Genomic DNA, 17,349 nt, shown 5'->3' on the forward strand with positions numbered 1-17,349 from the left:
GGTTTGGACTGAGTTTCACCAATGGTGAATTACCCGATCCAACAGACGTGGGAAGTAGCGCCTCTCAATCAACAATTGATCCCAAACTATTCACCCAAGTAGGCAGCACGCACCTTGGGGTCGTTAAGCATTTCCTTGGCCTCACCATTCATGGTGACCAGGCCGGACTCCATGACGTAACCGCGGTTGGCAATGCCGAGCGCGCGGCTGGCGTTCTGCTCGACCAGCAGCACCGTCACGCCGCGGGCTGAAACGTCCTTGACCACTTCGAAGATCTTGTCGACCATGATGGGCGACAGGCCCATGGAGGGCTCGTCCAGCAGCAGCACCTTGGGCCGGCTCATGAGCGCGCGGCCCATGGCCAGCATCTGCTGCTCGCCGCCGGACATGGTGCCGGCCAGCTGATCCTTGCGCTCGCGCAGGCGCGGAAACAGCACGAACATCTTTTCGATGTCTTCGGCAACGCCCGCCTTGTCGCTGCGAATGTAGGCGCCCATCTGCAGGTTTTCGGTAATCGTCATGCGGGTGAAAACGCCGCGGCCTTCCGGCACCATGGCCAGGCCTTCTTTGACGAGGTCCCAGGCACCACGGCCCTTGATGCTCTTGCCGAGGTATTCGATGTCACCGCCCAGCATCGGCAAGGTGCCGGTGATGGCTTTCATGGTGGTGGTCTTGCCGGCGCCGTTGGAGCCGATCAGGGTCACGAGTTCGCCTTCGTGGACTTCGAAGTCAACGCCCTTGACCGCCTGGATGCCGCCGTAAGCGACCTTCAGGCCGGTCACCTTCAGGAGTGTGTTTGCTGCCATGTTCTTGCTTTCCTTCAATGACCCGTGCCCAGATAGGCCGTGATCACTTTTTCGTCTTTTTGTACATCTGCAGGCGCGCCTTCAGCGATCTGCTTGCCGTAGTCGAGCACCGTCACGCGATCGCACAGGCCCATGACCAGCTTCACGTCATGCTCAATCAGCAAAATGGTGCGGTTGTCTTTGCGGATGCGGTCGATCAGCTCGCGCAGCTGTACTTTTTCGGTCGCATTCATGCCGGCAGCCGGCTCGTCCAGCGCGATCAGCTGCGGATCGGTGGCGAGGGCCCGGGCAATTTCCAGGCGGCGCTGGTCGCCGTAGCTCAGGGTACGGGCCTTGAAGTCGGCGTATTTGCCGATGCCAACGTAGTCGAGCAACTCCTGCGAACGCTTGGCAATGGCGGCTTCTTCGTGCTTGAAACCGGGGGTGCGCAGCACGGCGCCGATCAGGCCCGAGTTGGTACGGATATGGCGGCCGACCATGACGTTTTCGAGGGCGGTCATGTCGGCAAACAGGCGGATGTTCTGGAAGGTGCGGGCAATGCCGGCCTTGGCCACTTCGTGCACCGCCGTCGGCTTGTAGGGCTTGCCGGCGAGCTCGAAGGTGCCGCTGTCGGGTGTGTAAAGGCCCGTCAACACATTGAAGAAGGTGGTTTTACCGGCGCCGTTGGGGCCGATCAGGCCATACACCTGGCCACGCTCGATATGGATGCCGACATCGGAAAGGGCCTGCAAACCGCCGAAGCGCTTGGAAACACCGGAGACTTTAAGAATGGTTTCGCTCATGTCCATTCTCCTTAGGGATTGATTGACTGGATGGGATCTGGACCGACGGGCTTGTTCAGCGACTTGCCGTGCTCGGAAGCCGGCCAGAGGCCGCGCGGACGCATCAGCATGATGGTGATCATGGCCAGCGCGATCAGCAATTGACGCAGGATGGCCGAGTCGAGACGTCCGTCGGTCATGGCCTGCAACGGGCCGGCCACATGGCGCAGCACTTCAGGCAGCGCAGCCAGCAGCAAGGCGCCCAGGATGACGCCGGGCAAGTGGCCGATACCGCCCAGCACCACCATGGCGACGATCATCACTGACTCCATCAGGCTGAAGGATTCGGGCGACACAAAGCCCTGGAAGGCAGCAAACATGGAGCCGGACACACCGCCAAAAGTGGCGCCCATGCCGAAAGCCAGCAGCTTCAGGTTGCGGGTGTTAATGCCCATGGCCTTGGCGGCGATTTCGTCTTCGCGGATCGCCATCCAGGCGCGTCCGGTACGGGAGTTCTCAAGGCGATGGCAAACCACGACCGAGACGATCACCAGCACCAGGAAAAGGTAGTAGTACATCGACACCGAGTTGACCTCGAAGCCGAAAAACTCATGCGGCTTGCCCAGGTCAAAGCCGAAAAACTTCATCGAATCGATCTGGTTGATGCCCTTGGGTCCATTGGTCAGGTTGATCGGACGGTCCAGGTTGTTCAGGAACACGCGGATGATTTCACCAAAGCCCAGCGTGACGATGGCGAGGTAGTCGCCGCGCAGCTTGAGGGTTGGCGCTCCCAGCAGCACGCCGAAAAAGCCCGCCAGCGCCGCGGCCATCGGGATGATGGCCCAGATCGGCAGGTGCAGCCCGTTCGGGAATTGCGCCGCGATCCAGGGGAACGCATCGGCCAGATGGGGCGAGCCGAGCAGCGCGAACAGGTAGGCGCCGACCGCGAAGAAGGCGACATACCCCAGGTCCAGCAGGCCGGCGTAGCCGACCACGATGTTCAGGCCCAGGGCCAGCAGCACATACAGCAGCGCCATGTCGACAATGCGCACCCAGGCGTTGCCGCCCTGCTGCAGGATCAGCGGAAGCACCAGCAGTGCCGCCGCGACGACCAGGAAGGTAATGAGTTTTTTCGATTTGACAGAATTCATGATTGTTCTCCTTGTGTACCGGATAGACGGGGGCGTCACGCCCGGTCCGCTACACGCTCACCCAGCAAGCCTGAAGGCCGCAGCGTGAGCACAAAAATCAGCACGATGAACGCAAAGATGTCGGAATACTGGCTGCCCAGCACCCCGCCCGTCAGCGGGCCGATGTAGCCGGCGCCGATGGATTCAATGAGGCCCAGCAATATGCCGCCCAGCACCGCACCGCCGAGGTTGCCAATGCCGCCGAAGACAGCCGCGGTGAAGGCTTTGAGGCCGGGCAAAAAGCCCATGGTGTGCTGCACCGTGCCGTAATTGGAGGCATACATCACGCCGGCCAGCGCGGCGAGGATGGCACCGATGATGAAGGTGGCCGAGATGACGGTGTCGGGGCGCACACCCATGAGGGCGGCGACGCGTGGGTTCTCTGCGGTGGCGCGCATCGCGCGGCCCAGCTTGGTGTAGTGCACCAGCCACATGAGGACAGAAAGGGAGACAACCGTGGCGCCCAGGATGAAGAGCTGGGTCACGGTGATGACAGCGCCGCCGACCTGGAAAGGCTCGCTTGGCAGCAGGGTTGGGTAGGGTTTGTAGTTGGGTTTCCAGATGATCATGGCCAGTGTCTGCAGCAACAGCGACATGCCGATGGCGGTGATCAGCGGGGCCAGTTTGGGGGAGTTTCGCAGCGGCCGGTAGGCGATTTTTTCAATCGCGAAATTGAGGGCGCCGCAAACAACAAAGGCAATCAACAGCGATATCAGCAAAATAATCCAGCCCGGCGTGCCCGGCATCGAATCCTGCATCAGGCCAATGATGGTCCAGCTGGTTAAAGCCCCCACCATCAGGACTTCGCCGTGCGCGAAGTTGATCAGGTTGATGATGCCGTACACCATCGTGTAGCCCAGGGCGATCAGGGCATACATGCTGCCCAGAACCAGACCGTTGATGATCTGCTGCATCAAAATATCCATGAACTTATCTCCTGTATTTTTTTTTACCGACAACCGTATTCGGTTATCAATGTCATTTTTCGAACTGGTTTGAGCATGCTTTTCAGGGCGCTATCCCTAGGCCCAGGATGTGTGCATCTAACGCGACGCGATCGCAGCCGCCAACTTTTTCAAAGCCTCTTCTATTTGTATTCGCGGGCATGCAAGATTCAATCGAATGCATTGAGCCCCGTTCGCCACAAACATTTCTCCTCCCTCCAGGAGCAGGCCAGCCTTTTCGAGGAAAAACCTTGTCAGATTGATGGATTCGTCAAAATAGGCGCTTAAATCCACCCATGCCAGATACGTGGCCTGGGGAATATGGAACCGGGCCTTAGGCAGCCAAAGCGAGAGACAGCGATGCATGAGCGCAAAGTTGTCGTCTAGATATTGCCTGAGCGCGTCAAGCCAGGCCTCGCCGTCTCTGTAGGCCCCGACCGCCGCAGCGAGACTGATCGGATTGACGAACGGGTAGTGCCTTCGCTTCCATACAGTACGAAGCTCGGGATCAGGGATGATCACGGTGGCGATCATCATTCCGGCTAGGTTAAACGTCTTGCTCACCGCCATGCAGGTGATGATGTCCTTGCTGCTCGGAAAAAGCTTAGCCAGTGGCACATGCATCACCCCGGTGCGAGTCAAGTCACAGTGAATCTCGTCAGACACAATCTTGACGCCGTTGGCTAGGCAAAGTTCACCCATGCGGCGCAACTCCTGCTCGGTCCAGACACGACCGGTTGGGTTGTGGGGGTGACAAAGAAAAAACATCTTCACAGCTGGATCGCAAACCTTACGCTCGAAGTCCTCGAAGTCAATCTCGTAGTCTCCATCGTCTTTTTTATGCAAAGGAGAAACTTCGAACATCCTGTCGCGTTGGACGACTGCATGCTTGAAGTAGCCGTACGAAGGTGTCAGGCTGAACACCTTGTCGCCGGGATTGCAGATGTACTCCACAAGGCCGAAAAGTGCCGGGATCACTCCCAGCGATATCAGCATTTCCTCGCGATCAAAACGCCAGGCGTATCTTCTATCGCACCACGCGCCGAAGGCGGCGTCCAACTGGTCATCGAAGTTCATCGTGTATCCAAAGATGGGATGGGCCAGTCGCTCACGCATCGCGTCGATGGCCGCGTCCGGCGCAGCGAACTGCATATCTGCAACCCACATGGACATCAAATCCATCGCGGGTACCTGTAGAGGCGGCACCAACGGTTCGGCTCCAAATAGATACTTCTCGTACCCATCCTCCGCAAGGGCATTGGTGCCTTGGCGCGAGATCAGTTGATCAAAATTGAATGTCATAAAAATCCTCTTTTCTTGATACGCTGGTGCATTGCCTTGAGTCTGAGACAGACCCAAGTTCCGCAAATATCTGGGTGGCTAAAAAACTCTCCCGCTACACAGTCGTACTAAATCCGACAACCCTCTGATCCACATACCCGAGCGTTTTCCAAGCTCACTGTCGCTTGAGACTCTTCTGCTGCCCTTCGAAGTGCTTGCTCAAACACCTCGATCGGCTGAGCTCCTGATAGGGAAATTTTTGAGTTGAAGACGAACAGGGGAACACCACCGGTAATACGCTTTGCCTCGGCTTCATCGCGCTCTATTGCTGCAATTGATTCATACGAATCAAGATTTAGCCGCTCGCTGAGGATTCCTGATTGCAGGGCAATTTCCTGAAGCGGGTCACGATCGAATATGTTGAAGCCTTCAGAGGTAAAGGCGTGGAAAATCCGTTCAATGAGAAGGCCTTGAAGCGTGGGCGATGCAACAGACTTGACGAGCGCATGCACATTCGTGGTATCACCAAACTTCATGTTTGAGAAGTTGTAATTCAACCCATCCAGAGCCGCTTGTTTCGAAACCATGGCCATCAACTCCTCCGCCGCCTGAACACTTCCAAACTTCTTCGCAAGTGCAGCCTTAAATCCTATGGGCACCATCCCCGGAGATAGGCGATACGACTTGTATGTGGGGGCGACTTGGACTTCCTCTGCCAAAGCCTTAGCAACGCTCTCGAAACGTCGCTTGGCGATCCAGCACCACGGGCATACAAAATCCGACCAGATTTCAACTTTGACTAGCTTCACTTTTTTTCTCTCAAAAGAAATGCAACCCCATAAAACAAACCGATTACTTGGTAGTTTTTATATTCAAAAAAATGGGTGCACAGCAGGTAAATGATTGCCATTATGGCGCAACATTTCGATATTCCATGCCTTTATCTTACCAACTAGATGGTTTGTTTTTGTAGGTGGAATCCCTGAAACAAAAGAGTCGACATTGCGATATGTTCGGTCCCGTTGAGCAAAAAATGTCTCAACCTTTACGGTAATTTTCTAAAAATTGGAGTGTCGTTATGCAAATGAAATTAAAACTGACGGTAGTGGCCGCTCTCGCAACTTTGGTCGGCATGGCCTCGGCCCAGGATGTCGTGGTCAAGATTGGTCATGTGGCGCCTCTGTCTGGCTCACAGGCTCACTACGGCAAAGACGTTGAAAACGGTGCGCGCATGGCTGTTGAAGACCTGAACACGCAAAATATTGTTATTGGCGGCAAAAAAATCAAGTTTGAAATCGTTGCTGAAGACGACGCGGCCGATCCAAAACAGGGCACGGCTGCCGCACAAAAACTTTGCGACTCCAAAGTCGCCGGTGTGGTCGGTCACCTGAATTCGGGTACGACGATTCCCGCTTCCAAGGTTTACAACGATTGTGGTATTCCCCACATCACGGGCGCTGCAACCAACCCCAATCTGACCAAGCCCGGCTACAAAACCACCTACCGCATCATCGCCAACGACAACGCCCTCGGCGCTGGCCTGGCTTTCTATGCTGCCGATGCACTGAAGCTGAAAAAAGTCGCCATCATTGACGACCGCACCGCCTACGGCCAGGGCGTTGCTGAAGTCTTCAAGAAGACCGCTCTGGCAAAAGGCATGACCGTGGTGGACGAGCAGTTCACGACCGACAAGGCCACTGACTTCATGGCCATCCTGACCGCTGTCAAGGCCAAAAACCCAGACGCGATCTTCTTCGGCGGCATGGACCCACAGGGCGGCCCGATGCTGCGCCAGATGGAGCAGCTCGGCATGAGCAATGTGAAGTATTTCGGCGGCGACGGCATCTGCACGGCTGAGCTGGCCAAGCTGGCTGCCGGCGCCAAGACCATCGGCAATGTGGTGTGCGCTGAAGGTGGTGCATCGCTGGCAAAAATGCCAGGCGGCGAAGCCTGGAAAAAGCGTTACGACGCCAAGTACCCTGGCCAGTTCCAGTTGTACAGCCCGTACGCCTATGACGCCACCTTCGTTCTGGTCGACGCCATGAAGCGTGCCAATTCGACCGATCCAAAAGTCTACACCCCTGAGTTGATCAAAACCAGCTACAAAGGTGTCACAACCACCATCGGTTTCGAACCCAATGGTGAGTTGAAAAACCCGGCCATCACCTTGTATGTCTACAAAGATGGTAAGAAATCCGCTCTGAACTAAAACTCACTCGGAAACAAAAACCACCGTCAAAGGTGGCGTGCTGAATCGCCCCGGATTCTGAGGAGGCTCTTTTCTCTGAGAGGATTGAGCCATGAGCAAGACAACCAAGAAATTTTCACAGAAGTACGAGAGCGCGCTGTACGCATGGTGCGCGAGCACTGGGGCGATTACCCCTCACTGTGGACGGCCATCGAATCCATTGCCGGGGGTGCGGACAATTACTTGGACTGCTTTATGCCGGAAATCCAAGGCTCTTTCGGTACCCAATTAAGCGCTACCTGAAATCGGCCAACAGGCCCTCTTGAGGTGCGGGCGCGAGATGGTCGTTCATCTGATATTCATGCGCTGCTCACGCCGCTGTAACCCGGAGTTCAGAACGTGTTCATGCCGCTTTGGTGAACTCTAGTTCTCGCCGCAGCAACACAGGTTGCGGGCGGGGCTAAACCACTTCAATCAAAGAAATCCATGAAAAAATTTACCTGTATTGCTGTTGCCAGTTTCCTGATCGGAGGAGCCATCCTGCCGGCCGCAGCCAAGGGCCCGGTGGTCAACCACGCCATCTCCGAAACCGAGGTGCTGGCTGCTCAGCAAGCCTGGTGCAAGGCGTTGATCGATATCTCGACGGTGAACACCACCAGCGGCCAGCCGGCAGCCAAAGCCCTGGCCGAGAAAGTAATCGACGGTGCATACGGCTACCAGATGGGGGCGGTACTGTTCAAGCCGACCTTGACTGAGGTACCCCAGACCTTCCGCACTACCCGAGAGGGAGCGCTCTCCTATTTCGTGGGGGGTAACCCGGCATACCCCAAGGACACCGGCTTCGCGCTGAAGGGGTGGACCAAGTGCGAGATTTCCAATGCCGCCGTTTTCATCACCGGCGACTCAGCCAGCACCATGGGCAACGTGATGTTCACGGGCAAAGACGGCAAGGTGACCACCGTAGACAAGACCTGGGCCTTCGCCAAGGACGATGCGGGCAAGCTGCGCATTATCGTGCACCACTCCTCGCTGCCGTTTAGCGGCAACTGATCTGCCCGCACGGCACTCAAATCAGTCTGTCGTGGCATCCAACCGGTAACCAAAGCCGCGCACGGTCTTGATGAGCGCGAGCGCGTGACCTTCGTCGATCTTGGCGCGCAGGCGGCGCACATACACGTCGACCACGTTGGTCAGCGGATCCTCATTGGTGCCCCAGACGTTGGAGAGAATGCGTTCGCGGCTGTACACGCGGCCGGGCGCGCTCATCAGCAGCTCCAGGAAGGCCAGTTCGCGTGCCGTGAGCGCGATGGGGCGGTCTGCGCGGCTGGCCTGCATGCGCTCCAGGTCCAGCACCAGATCAGCCACCTGCAGGGTGCTGGCGCGCGAGCGTTGCTCGCGGCCCCTGCGCAGCAGGGCCTCGATGCGGGCCAGCAGTTCCTCAAACGCAAAGGGCTTGGTCAGGTAGTCGTCCGCGCCCAGGCGCAGGCCATTGACCTTGTCCTCGGTGTTGTTCAGCGCGCTGAGCATCAGCATGGGCATGTGGTGGCCTTCGGCGCGCAAGGTCTGGCACAACTCCAGGCCGCTCAGGCCGGGCAGCATCAGGTCTAGCAGCAATAGCACGCCGGGTTCGGCGCTGCGTGCCATGGCCAGGCCCTCGGGACCGGTGCGGGCCAACTCCACGCGGTAGCCTTCGGCACTCAGCCCGCGCACCAGAAAATCGGCCACGCGCGCGTCGTCTTCCACTACGAGGATGTTCACGACTGTCCTCCTTGCCGGGCACTTGTGGCATCCGCTGCTGAGCGTGGCTCGGCGGGCGCCAGCGGCAGCGCGATGCACACCACCGTGCCGTGCTGCGGCTCGCTTTCGATGTCGATGCGGCCCTGATGCGCTTGCACGATGGCTTGTGCAATCGACAAGCCGATGCCCGTGCCATCGGCACGGTGCGCGCGCGCCCTGCGGCCGCGCACAAAGCGTTCGAACACGCGAGGCAGCTCGTCCGCATCAATGCCGATGCCCTCGTCGCGCACCAAAATCTCCACAGCTCCCAGCGCGCTCCGCAGGCTCACGCGTACTGTGGTGCCACGTTCCGAATAGTGCACCGCGTTGTCCAGTACGATCACCAGCGCCTGGCGCAGCCGGTCAGCATCGGCATACACCGTGACCGCCCCACTGGACAGCGCATCAACTCTCTCGCCATCCTCTTTTTCGTCGGACAAACGAAAGAGAAGCTCAACCTGCACTCCATGTGATGAGCCCAGGGCGGCAGCCTGCTCCGCCGCATCGCCCAGCAAAGCGCGCAGGTCTACGGGGGTTGGCTGCATCACCAGTTGGTCGGCCTCGGCTTTGGCGATCAGCATCAGGTCACGGATCACATGGGTAAGCTGGTTCACGCCGCCCACGATGCGCGTCAACGCCTTCCGGTACTCATCGCCCGGTTTGTCGCCACCGCGCAGCGCGATCTCGGCCTCGCCGCGGATCGTAGTGGCGGGAGTGCGCAGCTCATGGCCGAGGTCGGCAAACAGTTGGCGGCGACGCTGGTCCAGGCGCTGCAGGGTGTCGTGGGCAGCGCTCAGTTCGCGGGTGCGGGCCTGCACGGCATCTTCCAGCCCGCGCCGTGCTGCATCGGCCTCGGCGCGATGCTGCTGCAGCTCTGCCGCCATGGCGTTGAAATGCTGGGCCACGCGGTCGAATTCGTCGTTGGAGCCGGTGGCCACGCGGTGGTCGAGCGCCCCGGCTTGCAGGGCCTGCGTCCCTTGCAGCAGACGGTCCAGCGGGCGCTGCAGGCGTCCCTTGAGGTGCAACGCCAGCACCACCGCAACGACCAGGGTGATGAGCGCCATGCCGACGGCCTGCGCCCGCAGCACGTCCAGCCCACGCTCGGTGGCGGCGCGCGCCACAGGCACGGCCGTGCGCTGGTGCGCAATGGCGCCGTTGATCAGCTCGCGCAGGTCGCGCCCGCGCGCCATGTCGAACACCTGGGTAAGTTCGGTCCAAAGGGCCGGAAAGTTGGCGCCTTTCTCCAGTGGCACCAGCTGCGCCAGCCGCGCCTCCACCGCCTGGATGTTGTCGCGCAGCAGCTCGGTCACGCCCACGAGCTGGGGCACCTCGGCCGGCATGCTCACGCCTTCACGGCGAGCTAATTCGTTCCACAACGCCAAGTCGCGTCGCACCAGGTCATCGAGGTTGGCGGCGCTGGCGTACATGGCAGCCACCAGGCGCTCGCGCTGCTCCGGCTGGGCATCGGTGTTCATCAGGCGCTGCATGGCCCATACCCGCAGTCGCTGCTTGTTGGCCGACAAATCCAGCAGTTCGGACTGGATGTCGCTCGCCAGGCGGCTGTGCTGGGCATAGTCATTGACGCGGTTGGCCCCCCAATACACAAAGGTGGCCTGGATACACACCAGGGCCACCAGGGCAGCAAATGCCAGAGAGAGTCGTGCGCGGTACATGGTGGGCCAGGAGAAAGGGGGAAGGCCTGAATTATGAGGCAGCGGTGAGGCAGTGATTTTTTCATCCTGACCTTCGGCTCCGCGGGTGCCACATCACCTTGAAGTGCTAGGCTGACTTTGGGCTGCTGCAGCCCCAGGGGGTCACTCTAAATTGAGTCAAACTTCAGCGGATTCATGCGCTGTTCGCCCATAGACAAAAACTATGCCATAAGCCATCAGGCCATACGTGGGCGAATCCTAGTGGCAACCCGAGCGAAACTCTATTGGCGTGCATCCAGCTTCCCGCCTGAAGAACTTGGTGAAGTTGCTGGAGTCGTCGAACCCCAACTCGTCTGCGATGCTGGCGACGGGCTTCCCTGTGTGCGCAAGCAATCGTTTGGCTTCCAGCGAAATCCTGTCCGCCACATACGCTTTGGCGCTAACCCCCGCGACACTCATGGTGACTCGAGTCAAGGTTCTGGTCGTGCAGCCGATCGCATCCGCGTATTGGGCCAGCGTGTGCCACTTGGCAAACGATTGATCCACGAGAAGCCGAAATCGCCGAAAGCGATCCAGCTCTGAAGGTTTGGCGTTGCTGCCGCTGCGTTGTTGCTGGTGCGCGAGAACCAGCCGAAGGAGAACGACGCAAAGCTGGTGCAACAACAAGGCCTCGGCCTCCGGCTTGCCGGCTTGCAAGCGCCCGTCCAGGTGCATCTGCGCGATGGATTGCCGCAGCACCCGCGCCTCGGCACTGTCGAGGGTGAGCTGTACAGGCAGCTCGGCCACTGCCTGAATCAGGCCAGGTTTGCGCGTTTTTCCCTGAGATGCAAAGAGTTGTTCAGGACGAAATAAAACAAGCCAGCCGTCCCAGGGCGTTTCGACGTCGAACTGCTCGACCTGAGACGGCTGCAGAAGCAGTGCAGTTCCGGGCCGACAGTGGATGGGTTCAAAGTCCACCACATGTGTGCACTCGCCGCGAGTGACAAAAATCAACTCATGGAATTCGATGCGGTGCGGGCTGCGCAGGTCCGCTGCAGGCGCACGAGCGCGCAGGTCCCGCATGGAAATGATCTCGATATCGAAGGCGTAGTCAGCCGGCGGCGCGTAGGCGATCCGCTCCAGCGTATTTCCCGTCTCCTTGTTATTTCGACTCATGTCCGATTATTACCATTCCCCGGCAGCTTTCCACCGTGACGGCAGAACGAATGAAACCTATAGTTTGTCCAGACGGTTCCTGGCGAAATGCAGGGCCGACACTCAACCCAGCTAACAGAGGAAGCCATGACCACCCCGATCGAAATTGCACAAAAGTACATTCAAGCCGTTCAATCCGGTGATCAAGCCGCGCTAGGCGCTCTGCTGGCGCCGCACATCGTGTGGCACCAGCCCGGACACAACCGTTTCTCCGGCACGCACCAAGGCCTTCAAGCCGTAGGAACCATGATCGGCGGAATGATGGAGATGTCCAAAGGAACATTTGCGATCACCCAAGCGCATCGCTACATGGCTAATGGCGCCTGGGTCACCGTGGAGCTTGAGTTCAAGGGGCAGCGCGATGGCTTGCTACTGTCCCAGCAAGGCATCGACCTGCTTCGCGTCGAAGAAGGCAAGATCGTTGAAGCCAGGCTGTTCTCGAGTGATCCCGAGCAGGAAGATGCTTTCTGGGGTGTCTGACTGTTGAATTCCGTCGAAATCTGACTCACTGGGGGTGCGGATAAATACTTGGACCGGTTGATGGGATGGGCGAAATCAAGGCAGCGGTGTTCGTCGCTGCAATGCTGCTGGGCATGGGCCTCTTCGAACTGCTGGAGCGACGCGCAGCGCTCGCGCCTCAGAAAGCTTGACCCATGAGCATGGCGTGGACCTGGACGGCCGTTGGCGCGACCGCGGCCGTGCACCTTCTGTACGAGGCGCTGCTCATCCTGCTCCAACGGCGCCAGCCTGAACGCCTCGCACGGGCGCGGCACGCCAGCTTGCGAGAAGAATGATTCCTCGCGGTCTCTGTCCAGAAAGAGTCGGAGAGCCGCCTTTTGCCGGGTGCATTGATCGTGGCCGACAACGCCGACCGGAGCCCGGACTACCTTACCCGGATGCGTTCGCCCGGCAGTGGCTACCTGTCCGTGTCGTTCGGCGAGGACGTGGAGTTATCGATGCGGCTTGGCTGCTGAATTCCGCTGAGGTCTGACCCGAGGGTAGATTTCGACGGTACTCAGCATATAAATGTATGCGACAGCATACAAATTGCACCCAATGTCTATCATGGGTGACATTGCTCGCTCCGGAGGGCCCACCGCCAGCTGCTGCAGCACCCAAGGAAGGTCAGCGCCAACAAGCGATCCCTACGCTGAACTGTTGACCACTCGGCTGGAATCCAGTCAGATCCGCCCAGCCTGGGCAAAAAAACTAGAACGAACTCAGCAAAGTGGGAACGTCCATTCCCAATGCTTTGCACCAGATTTCCAGCTCGACCACGTCCAGCCTTCTACTCCCTCGTTCGCACTTGCTTACCCAGGACTGGGTGACGCGCAATTTTTTGGCCAATTCAACCTGGGTCATGCCGCGTTCTTCCCTGGCAGCGCACAAAGCGGCAAGAAACTGCTTATAGCGCAAGCTGTATCGGGTTTTGAACATGTTAGCCATGGCTGGCCAACTATCCCGATTAGTGCAAAATAGTCTAAATTCGACTATTTTTACAATCCAACAGACGACTACCCCGCGAAAAATGACCAGGCGTAGAAAAAAGCTCACTCACCAACTCTCAATTCCTTGCAAAGATTTCTATGAAAAAATCCTTCAAAAGCCGTTTTGTCGTTGCCCTACTGGCCGCAGTTTCTTTGTCTGTCGCAGCCCAGGAGCTGTATGTTTCCAGCAGCGCCGAGCATCGTGCGTCAGCCGATGCGGTAACTGGCATGCCGCAAACCGCAACCCTGACGGCCGGCGGCTACCCCATCTGGCTGCCTGGCGAGGGCTGGACGCTCCTGTCTGCGACGCCGTCCAAAGGCTTACTGAATAAGGACAACCCGAGCACTGGTGAGTATGTTGTGAGTCGAACCAACTTTGTGCGCATTGAGCAAGGCGTAGTGCGTGACGTTCAAAGCGTGCGGGTTTCCCACGTCGAGAACAAGAAGCACACTTCCTGGACGAACCCAACGCCGTGCGGCGGGGGCGCAGGCGCTCAGGACATCTACGGCGTCGTGCTGAGTGCTGAACAACCGACGTTCACCCGCGGCACCAATTGCGCATTTGTCTCCGTTAACAAATACCAGTCCGGAGCGACGCCCGACATCACGCAACCGCAAAATGCAGCACCTCTTCAGAAACAGGCCATTCGTGTTGGGGTTCTCCGAGACGGCATGAACTCAAAGAAGCTTGACGTGACCTTTGACATCTTCCCGGATTCCGAAGGGTTCACCGGTGGCTGGAGCAAATCGGAAATTGCAGCCGATCCCATCAAGAGCCAGTTCATTGCCCACCTCCAAAGATGGGTGAAGACCCTTCAGGCTGCGGTCGACCAGGCGTATGAGGGCAAGCCCGACGCCTATAAAGAAATGGTGAGCTGGCGTGTCGGTGCCACGCTTTCAAAGCAGTAGTCGAAGGTCACCCCAGATTCTGCTGGAGCCCAGAGTGCTGTGAAATCCCCTGGCGAAATCGTTTTGTTCTGCGGCGACCCGCACGGGCAGTTTGGCCATATCCTGCGAACTGCCGACGAGTTGCGCGCATCAGCAGTCATATTGCTGGGGGACATGGAGCCAGTGCGGCCGCTGCACGAGGAGTTGGCACCGATTTCCGACAAGCTCTGGTACATCCACGGCAATCACGACACCGACAGCGAGCGCAACTGGGATCACCTCTGGGGCAGCAAGCTCGCAGACAAAAACCTCGACGGCCGGGTGGCGACCCTGCCCAATGGCATCCGGATCGCCGGCTTGGGTGGCGTATTTCGGGAAAGTGTCTGGTATCCCAGCCTGCCTACGCCACCAAAATTTCGCAATCGCCAAGAGCATATCCAGGCCACGCCGCAGCAGGACCGGTGGCAAGGCGGTGTGTCGCGCCAACACTGGTCCACCATTTATCCGGACGAACTGGATCGTTTGTCCTTGATGCAGGCGGACATCCTCATCACCCACGAGGCGCCGGGTTATCACCACAACGGTTTTGAAATCCTGGACACCCTGGCGCAAAGCATGGGTGCCAAGGTGACAGTGCATGGGCACCACCACGATAACCTGGATAGCTCCGACCGATGGGGTCAGCAGGGCTTCAGGAGTTTCGGCGTTGGCTTGCGGGGTATTACCGCCATCAACGCGGACGGAAACGCCGCCGTGATCGTCCCCGGCGAGCTGGATGCGCAGCGGGACTTCCGGCAAAAATACCTGGACGTTTTCAAGAACGCGCCGCCATGAGCCCGATTCTCTTTCTTGACTTCGACGGGGTGCTGCATCCGGAGCCACTCATGGCTAAAAAAAAACTGTCTCAACTCCCTCTCGTGGAAGCAATCCTGCGGGACTTCCCTTCCGTCGAAATCGTCATTTCCTCAGACTGGCGCCTCGATTGGTTCAATGAAGGTGAAGCGGTTGCTGTATCGAACATGCGCCGGCATTTTTCCCCAGACATCGCCTCACGGGTCATCGGAGTCACGCCATTTTTAGGCCGGCGTGAATCGCGAGGTCTGGCTCCGCTGCCCTACCCGCGCGAGGCCGAATGCCTGAAATGGCTTAAATCGAATCGGCCAGCCTGGACTCCATGGATGGCTTTAGATGACCGCGCCTGGTGGTTCTCACCCGGCAGCGTCAACCTTATGCCGATCAATAAAGGCGTCGGATTCACGCCGTCCGATGAAGACGTGTTCCGCGAGCACCTGACGCGGATCACGAAACACCCGATGGACACCAGTAAGGAATATATGACCCTGTTTCTTGACTTCGATGGCGTCCTCCATCCAGACGTTTGCGATAGGGAGAGCCGGTTTTGTAACCGCGATCGGCTCCAGAAAATCCTGCGTGATTTCCCGGAAGTCGACATCGTGTTGACAACAACCTGGCGCCTTCGCTTTCCATTGGACCCTGCAGGCGACACCCTGAAGCATTATTTTTCTTACGACATATCAGAGCGCATCGTCGGAGTCACGCCTGACTCCAAGGATCTGGACCCTCGACAGTTTCCGGATGGCCTGGAGCTGTACCCGCGGGAATGGGAGTGCATCGCCTGGTTGCGTGCCAACCGGCCTTACAGCCCGCACTGGCTGGCCCTGGACGACAAGGCGTATTTGTTTCGGCCTTTTTGCAAGAACCTGCTGACCATCAATCCGGCGACAGGGTTTGTTAGCGCAGACGAGCGCCGGTTGCGCCAGCTGCTGCGCGAGCGAAAGGACATGCCATGATTGGACCAGATGTCGAACCTCCCCACCCAACCGTCGGCAGCGAGAACCGTGGCCGCTTTGCACATTTATATGGGGTGCTGACAGCCCAAGAAATGGCCGATCATCTGAAGTGTTCGCCGGAGGTGGTTTACGAACGCGCGGTTGCCGGTGAATTCATTTTCCTTTCGTCTCCAAACCGAGTCGATGACCGGCGCTATCCTGCGTTTCAGCTCAACGAGCGCCTGGACAAGTCACTGCTGACGCAAACCATCCAGAAATACCTAGAGGCCGATGTCAACTCGACCCTGCTCTGGAGCTTCTTGCGAAGCCCGCAGAAGATATACGCCGGTTTGACTCCCATCGAAATGCTGCTGGGCGGTATGCCGCCCGAATACGACACGCTAACGCCCGAGGAGAGGTCGGACGTATTCCTCGATGTGGTGGACGAAGAGATTTCGCGGGTGCGCTGGTGATCTCTGCTGCGGGCAATGATCATGTATGAATTCGCTGCGATCGGATTAGCGGTGCGTACCCGCCGCTCCGACATGGGTTTAACCCAGGAGCGTGTTGCCGACCTGTGCGGCTTGTCACCCACCACGGTGGAGGAATTGGAAAGCGGATCCATTGGCGAACTCGATTGGGCCCATGCAATTCGCCTGCTCTCGGTCTTAGGGCTAAGTGTCCTCGTCTCAAATCCACGGCCAACAAGGCGCCAGAGGGAGAAAGGAGAACCCGCGCTAGAGATAGCCGCACGCTCTGCGAGCACGAGCTATAGAGAAATACTCGATGCCGAGGGCCTGCGTGCGGCGATCCTCACTACAGAGTATCCAAAGAAACTAATGCCTTGTGTGCGTGCATTCCTGGAGGAGGCGTCCATCGCGTTGATCGCTGATGTGGTTGAGCAGCTACATCACGAAACCAGCGTCGATCGTGTCGAGTTGTGGCAATGCATGCGCGGCATGGCCAAGGCCGTTCACACGCGTCGAGATACTTGGTTGTGAGCCGCGCCTATTCAGCCGAGGAAACACCGGGCATCGCGATGAAGTGCAATGCGTTAGAGCGCGTCAAACTCATCCGCTCCATCCAGGAGCTCCTGCTTAAGTGATTTTGTACCCCGGAGCCGAACTACATTCTTCCCTGGATTTGGTGGCTGTTGAATTCCACTGAAGTCTGACCCGAGTTTTCCATCGAATATTGACCCACACTCTTTGTGAGCAGAAGGTGCTCACGATGTGGATAAGTTCTTGGTTTTCTCCTTTTTGGGCTGAGTCTGTGTGGATCTGCCTCAAAGTGCGCCGCTGTTTCCGCGATTTTGTTGCCTCGATGACCAACCAGGTGGCCAGCTTCTCGGCGTAGGGATCGAGCTTGCTTGCGGTTGCCCGCCTTTGGTAG

19 protein-coding genes and 1 pseudogene are annotated in these 17,349 nt (G+C 58.3%); 9 read left to right on the forward strand and 11 right to left on the reverse strand.

Annotated features, from left to right (window positions below; genetic code table 11):
• Nucleotides 1-86: 86 nt before the first annotated feature.
• The 6 genes from AC1DXS_RS06300 to AC1DXS_RS06325 form a co-directional block, all read right to left on the reverse strand.
• Nucleotides 87-806 (reverse strand): ABC transporter ATP-binding protein, encoded by a 720-nt coding sequence (locus AC1DXS_RS06300; protein ID WP_477700061.1) that lies wholly within the window; start codon nucleotides 804-806, stop codon nucleotides 87-89.
• Between the two features lie 14 nt (nucleotides 807-820).
• Nucleotides 821-1,588, reverse strand: a complete 768-nt coding sequence (locus tag AC1DXS_RS06305; RefSeq protein WP_457279485.1) for an ABC transporter ATP-binding protein — start codon at nucleotides 1,586-1,588, stop codon at nucleotides 821-823.
• 11 nt (nucleotides 1,589-1,599) lie between these two features.
• Nucleotides 1,600-2,718, reverse strand: a complete 1,119-nt coding sequence (locus AC1DXS_RS06310; protein ID WP_477700062.1) for an ABC transporter permease subunit — start codon at nucleotides 2,716-2,718, stop codon at nucleotides 1,600-1,602.
• Nucleotides 2,719-2,753: 35 nt separating this feature from the next.
• Complete coding sequence (locus AC1DXS_RS06315; protein WP_477700063.1) at nucleotides 2,754-3,683, reverse strand: branched-chain amino acid ABC transporter permease; 930 nt, start codon at nucleotides 3,681-3,683, stop codon at nucleotides 2,754-2,756.
• A 117-nt stretch (nucleotides 3,684-3,800) separates the two neighbouring features.
• Nucleotides 3,801-5,003 carry a MalY/PatB family protein gene (locus tag AC1DXS_RS06320; RefSeq protein ID WP_477700064.1) on the reverse strand — a complete coding sequence of 401 codons (1,203 nt, stop codon included), beginning with the start codon at nucleotides 5,001-5,003 and terminating at the stop codon, nucleotides 3,801-3,803.
• A 107-nt stretch (nucleotides 5,004-5,110) separates the two neighbouring features.
• The gene (locus AC1DXS_RS06325) at nucleotides 5,111-5,791 is read right to left on the reverse strand and encodes a DsbA family oxidoreductase (RefSeq protein WP_477700065.1); all 681 of its coding nucleotides are present in this window, start codon (nucleotides 5,789-5,791) and stop codon (nucleotides 5,111-5,113) included.
• A 269-nt stretch (nucleotides 5,792-6,060) separates the two neighbouring features.
• On the opposite strand from AC1DXS_RS06325, the gene AC1DXS_RS06330 reads away from it, so the two are divergent.
• Together AC1DXS_RS06330 and AC1DXS_RS06335 are read left to right on the forward strand one after the other, a co-directional pair.
• The gene (locus tag AC1DXS_RS06330; protein WP_477674550.1) at nucleotides 6,061-7,191 is read left to right on the forward strand and encodes a branched-chain amino acid ABC transporter substrate-binding protein; all 1,131 of its coding nucleotides are present in this window, start codon (nucleotides 6,061-6,063) and stop codon (nucleotides 7,189-7,191) included.
• Between the two features lie 465 nt (nucleotides 7,192-7,656).
• Nucleotides 7,657-8,220 carry a hypothetical protein gene (locus tag AC1DXS_RS06335; RefSeq protein ID WP_477674325.1) on the forward strand — a complete coding sequence of 188 codons (564 nt, stop codon included), beginning with the start codon at nucleotides 7,657-7,659 and terminating at the stop codon, nucleotides 8,218-8,220.
• Nucleotides 8,221-8,241: 21 nt separating this feature from the next.
• On the opposite strand, the gene AC1DXS_RS06340 is transcribed toward AC1DXS_RS06335, so the two are convergent.
• The 3 genes from AC1DXS_RS06340 to AC1DXS_RS06350 form a co-directional block, all read right to left on the reverse strand.
• Nucleotides 8,242-8,928, reverse strand: coding sequence for a response regulator transcription factor (locus AC1DXS_RS06340; RefSeq protein WP_477674324.1), 687 nt, complete (start codon nucleotides 8,926-8,928; stop codon nucleotides 8,242-8,244).
• Nucleotides 8,925-10,619, reverse strand: coding sequence for a sensor histidine kinase (locus AC1DXS_RS06345; protein WP_477700066.1), 1,695 nt, complete (start codon nucleotides 10,617-10,619; stop codon nucleotides 8,925-8,927). Before AC1DXS_RS06345 ends, AC1DXS_RS06340 begins: the two co-directional genes overlap by 4 nt.
• 237 nt (nucleotides 10,620-10,856) lie before the next feature.
• Nucleotides 10,857-11,753, reverse strand: a complete 897-nt coding sequence (locus AC1DXS_RS06350) for a helix-turn-helix domain-containing protein (RefSeq protein ID WP_477700067.1) — start codon at nucleotides 11,751-11,753, stop codon at nucleotides 10,857-10,859.
• A 126-nt stretch (nucleotides 11,754-11,879) separates the two neighbouring features.
• Here AC1DXS_RS06350 and AC1DXS_RS06355 point away from each other — a divergent pair, with 126 nt between their 5' ends.
• Together AC1DXS_RS06355 and AC1DXS_RS06360 are read left to right on the forward strand one after the other, a co-directional pair.
• The gene (locus AC1DXS_RS06355) at nucleotides 11,880-12,272 is read left to right on the forward strand and encodes a nuclear transport factor 2 family protein (protein WP_477700068.1); all 393 of its coding nucleotides are present in this window, start codon (nucleotides 11,880-11,882) and stop codon (nucleotides 12,270-12,272) included.
• A gap of 344 nt (nucleotides 12,273-12,616) precedes the next feature.
• Nucleotides 12,617-12,766: pseudogene (locus AC1DXS_RS06360) on the forward strand (O-methyltransferase); the annotation flags it as partial.
• 235 nt (nucleotides 12,767-13,001) lie between these two features.
• On the opposite strand, the gene AC1DXS_RS06365 reads toward AC1DXS_RS06360, so the two are convergent.
• Entirely contained in the window at nucleotides 13,002-13,238 is a 237-nt protein-coding gene (locus tag AC1DXS_RS06365) for a helix-turn-helix domain-containing protein (RefSeq protein WP_477736686.1), read from the reverse strand.
• A 140-nt stretch (nucleotides 13,239-13,378) separates the two neighbouring features.
• On the opposite strand from AC1DXS_RS06365, the gene AC1DXS_RS06370 reads away from it, so the two are divergent.
• From AC1DXS_RS06370 to AC1DXS_RS06390, 5 genes are read left to right on the forward strand one after another with little or no spacing between them, the layout of a single operon-like run.
• Nucleotides 13,379-14,188, forward strand: a complete 810-nt coding sequence (locus AC1DXS_RS06370) for a hypothetical protein (RefSeq protein WP_477673149.1) — start codon at nucleotides 13,379-13,381, stop codon at nucleotides 14,186-14,188.
• A 39-nt stretch (nucleotides 14,189-14,227) separates the two neighbouring features.
• On the forward strand, nucleotides 14,228-15,001 hold the full coding sequence (locus tag AC1DXS_RS06375) for a metallophosphoesterase family protein (RefSeq protein WP_477736687.1): 774 nt from the start codon (nucleotides 14,228-14,230) through the stop codon (nucleotides 14,999-15,001).
• The gene (locus AC1DXS_RS06380) at nucleotides 14,998-15,978 is read left to right on the forward strand and encodes an HAD domain-containing protein (protein ID WP_477736688.1); all 981 of its coding nucleotides are present in this window, start codon (nucleotides 14,998-15,000) and stop codon (nucleotides 15,976-15,978) included. The genes AC1DXS_RS06375 and AC1DXS_RS06380 overlap by 4 nt, the downstream gene beginning before the upstream one ends.
• Complete coding sequence (locus AC1DXS_RS06385; RefSeq protein ID WP_477700070.1) at nucleotides 15,975-16,430, forward strand: hypothetical protein; 456 nt, start codon at nucleotides 15,975-15,977, stop codon at nucleotides 16,428-16,430. Before AC1DXS_RS06380 ends, AC1DXS_RS06385 begins: the two co-directional genes overlap by 4 nt.
• 21 nt (nucleotides 16,431-16,451) lie before the next feature.
• Entirely contained in the window at nucleotides 16,452-16,958 is a 507-nt protein-coding gene (locus AC1DXS_RS06390; protein WP_477700071.1) for a helix-turn-helix domain-containing protein, read from the forward strand.
• A 96-nt stretch (nucleotides 16,959-17,054) separates the two neighbouring features.
• Here AC1DXS_RS06390 and AC1DXS_RS06395 read toward each other — a convergent pair.
• Nucleotides 17,055-17,349, reverse strand: a 295-nt coding sequence (locus AC1DXS_RS06395) for a hypothetical protein (RefSeq protein WP_477736691.1), incomplete at its 5' end; no start/stop codon positions are given.

The sequence above is a fragment of the Polaromonas sp. P3_B1 genome, from assembly GCF_056402935.1.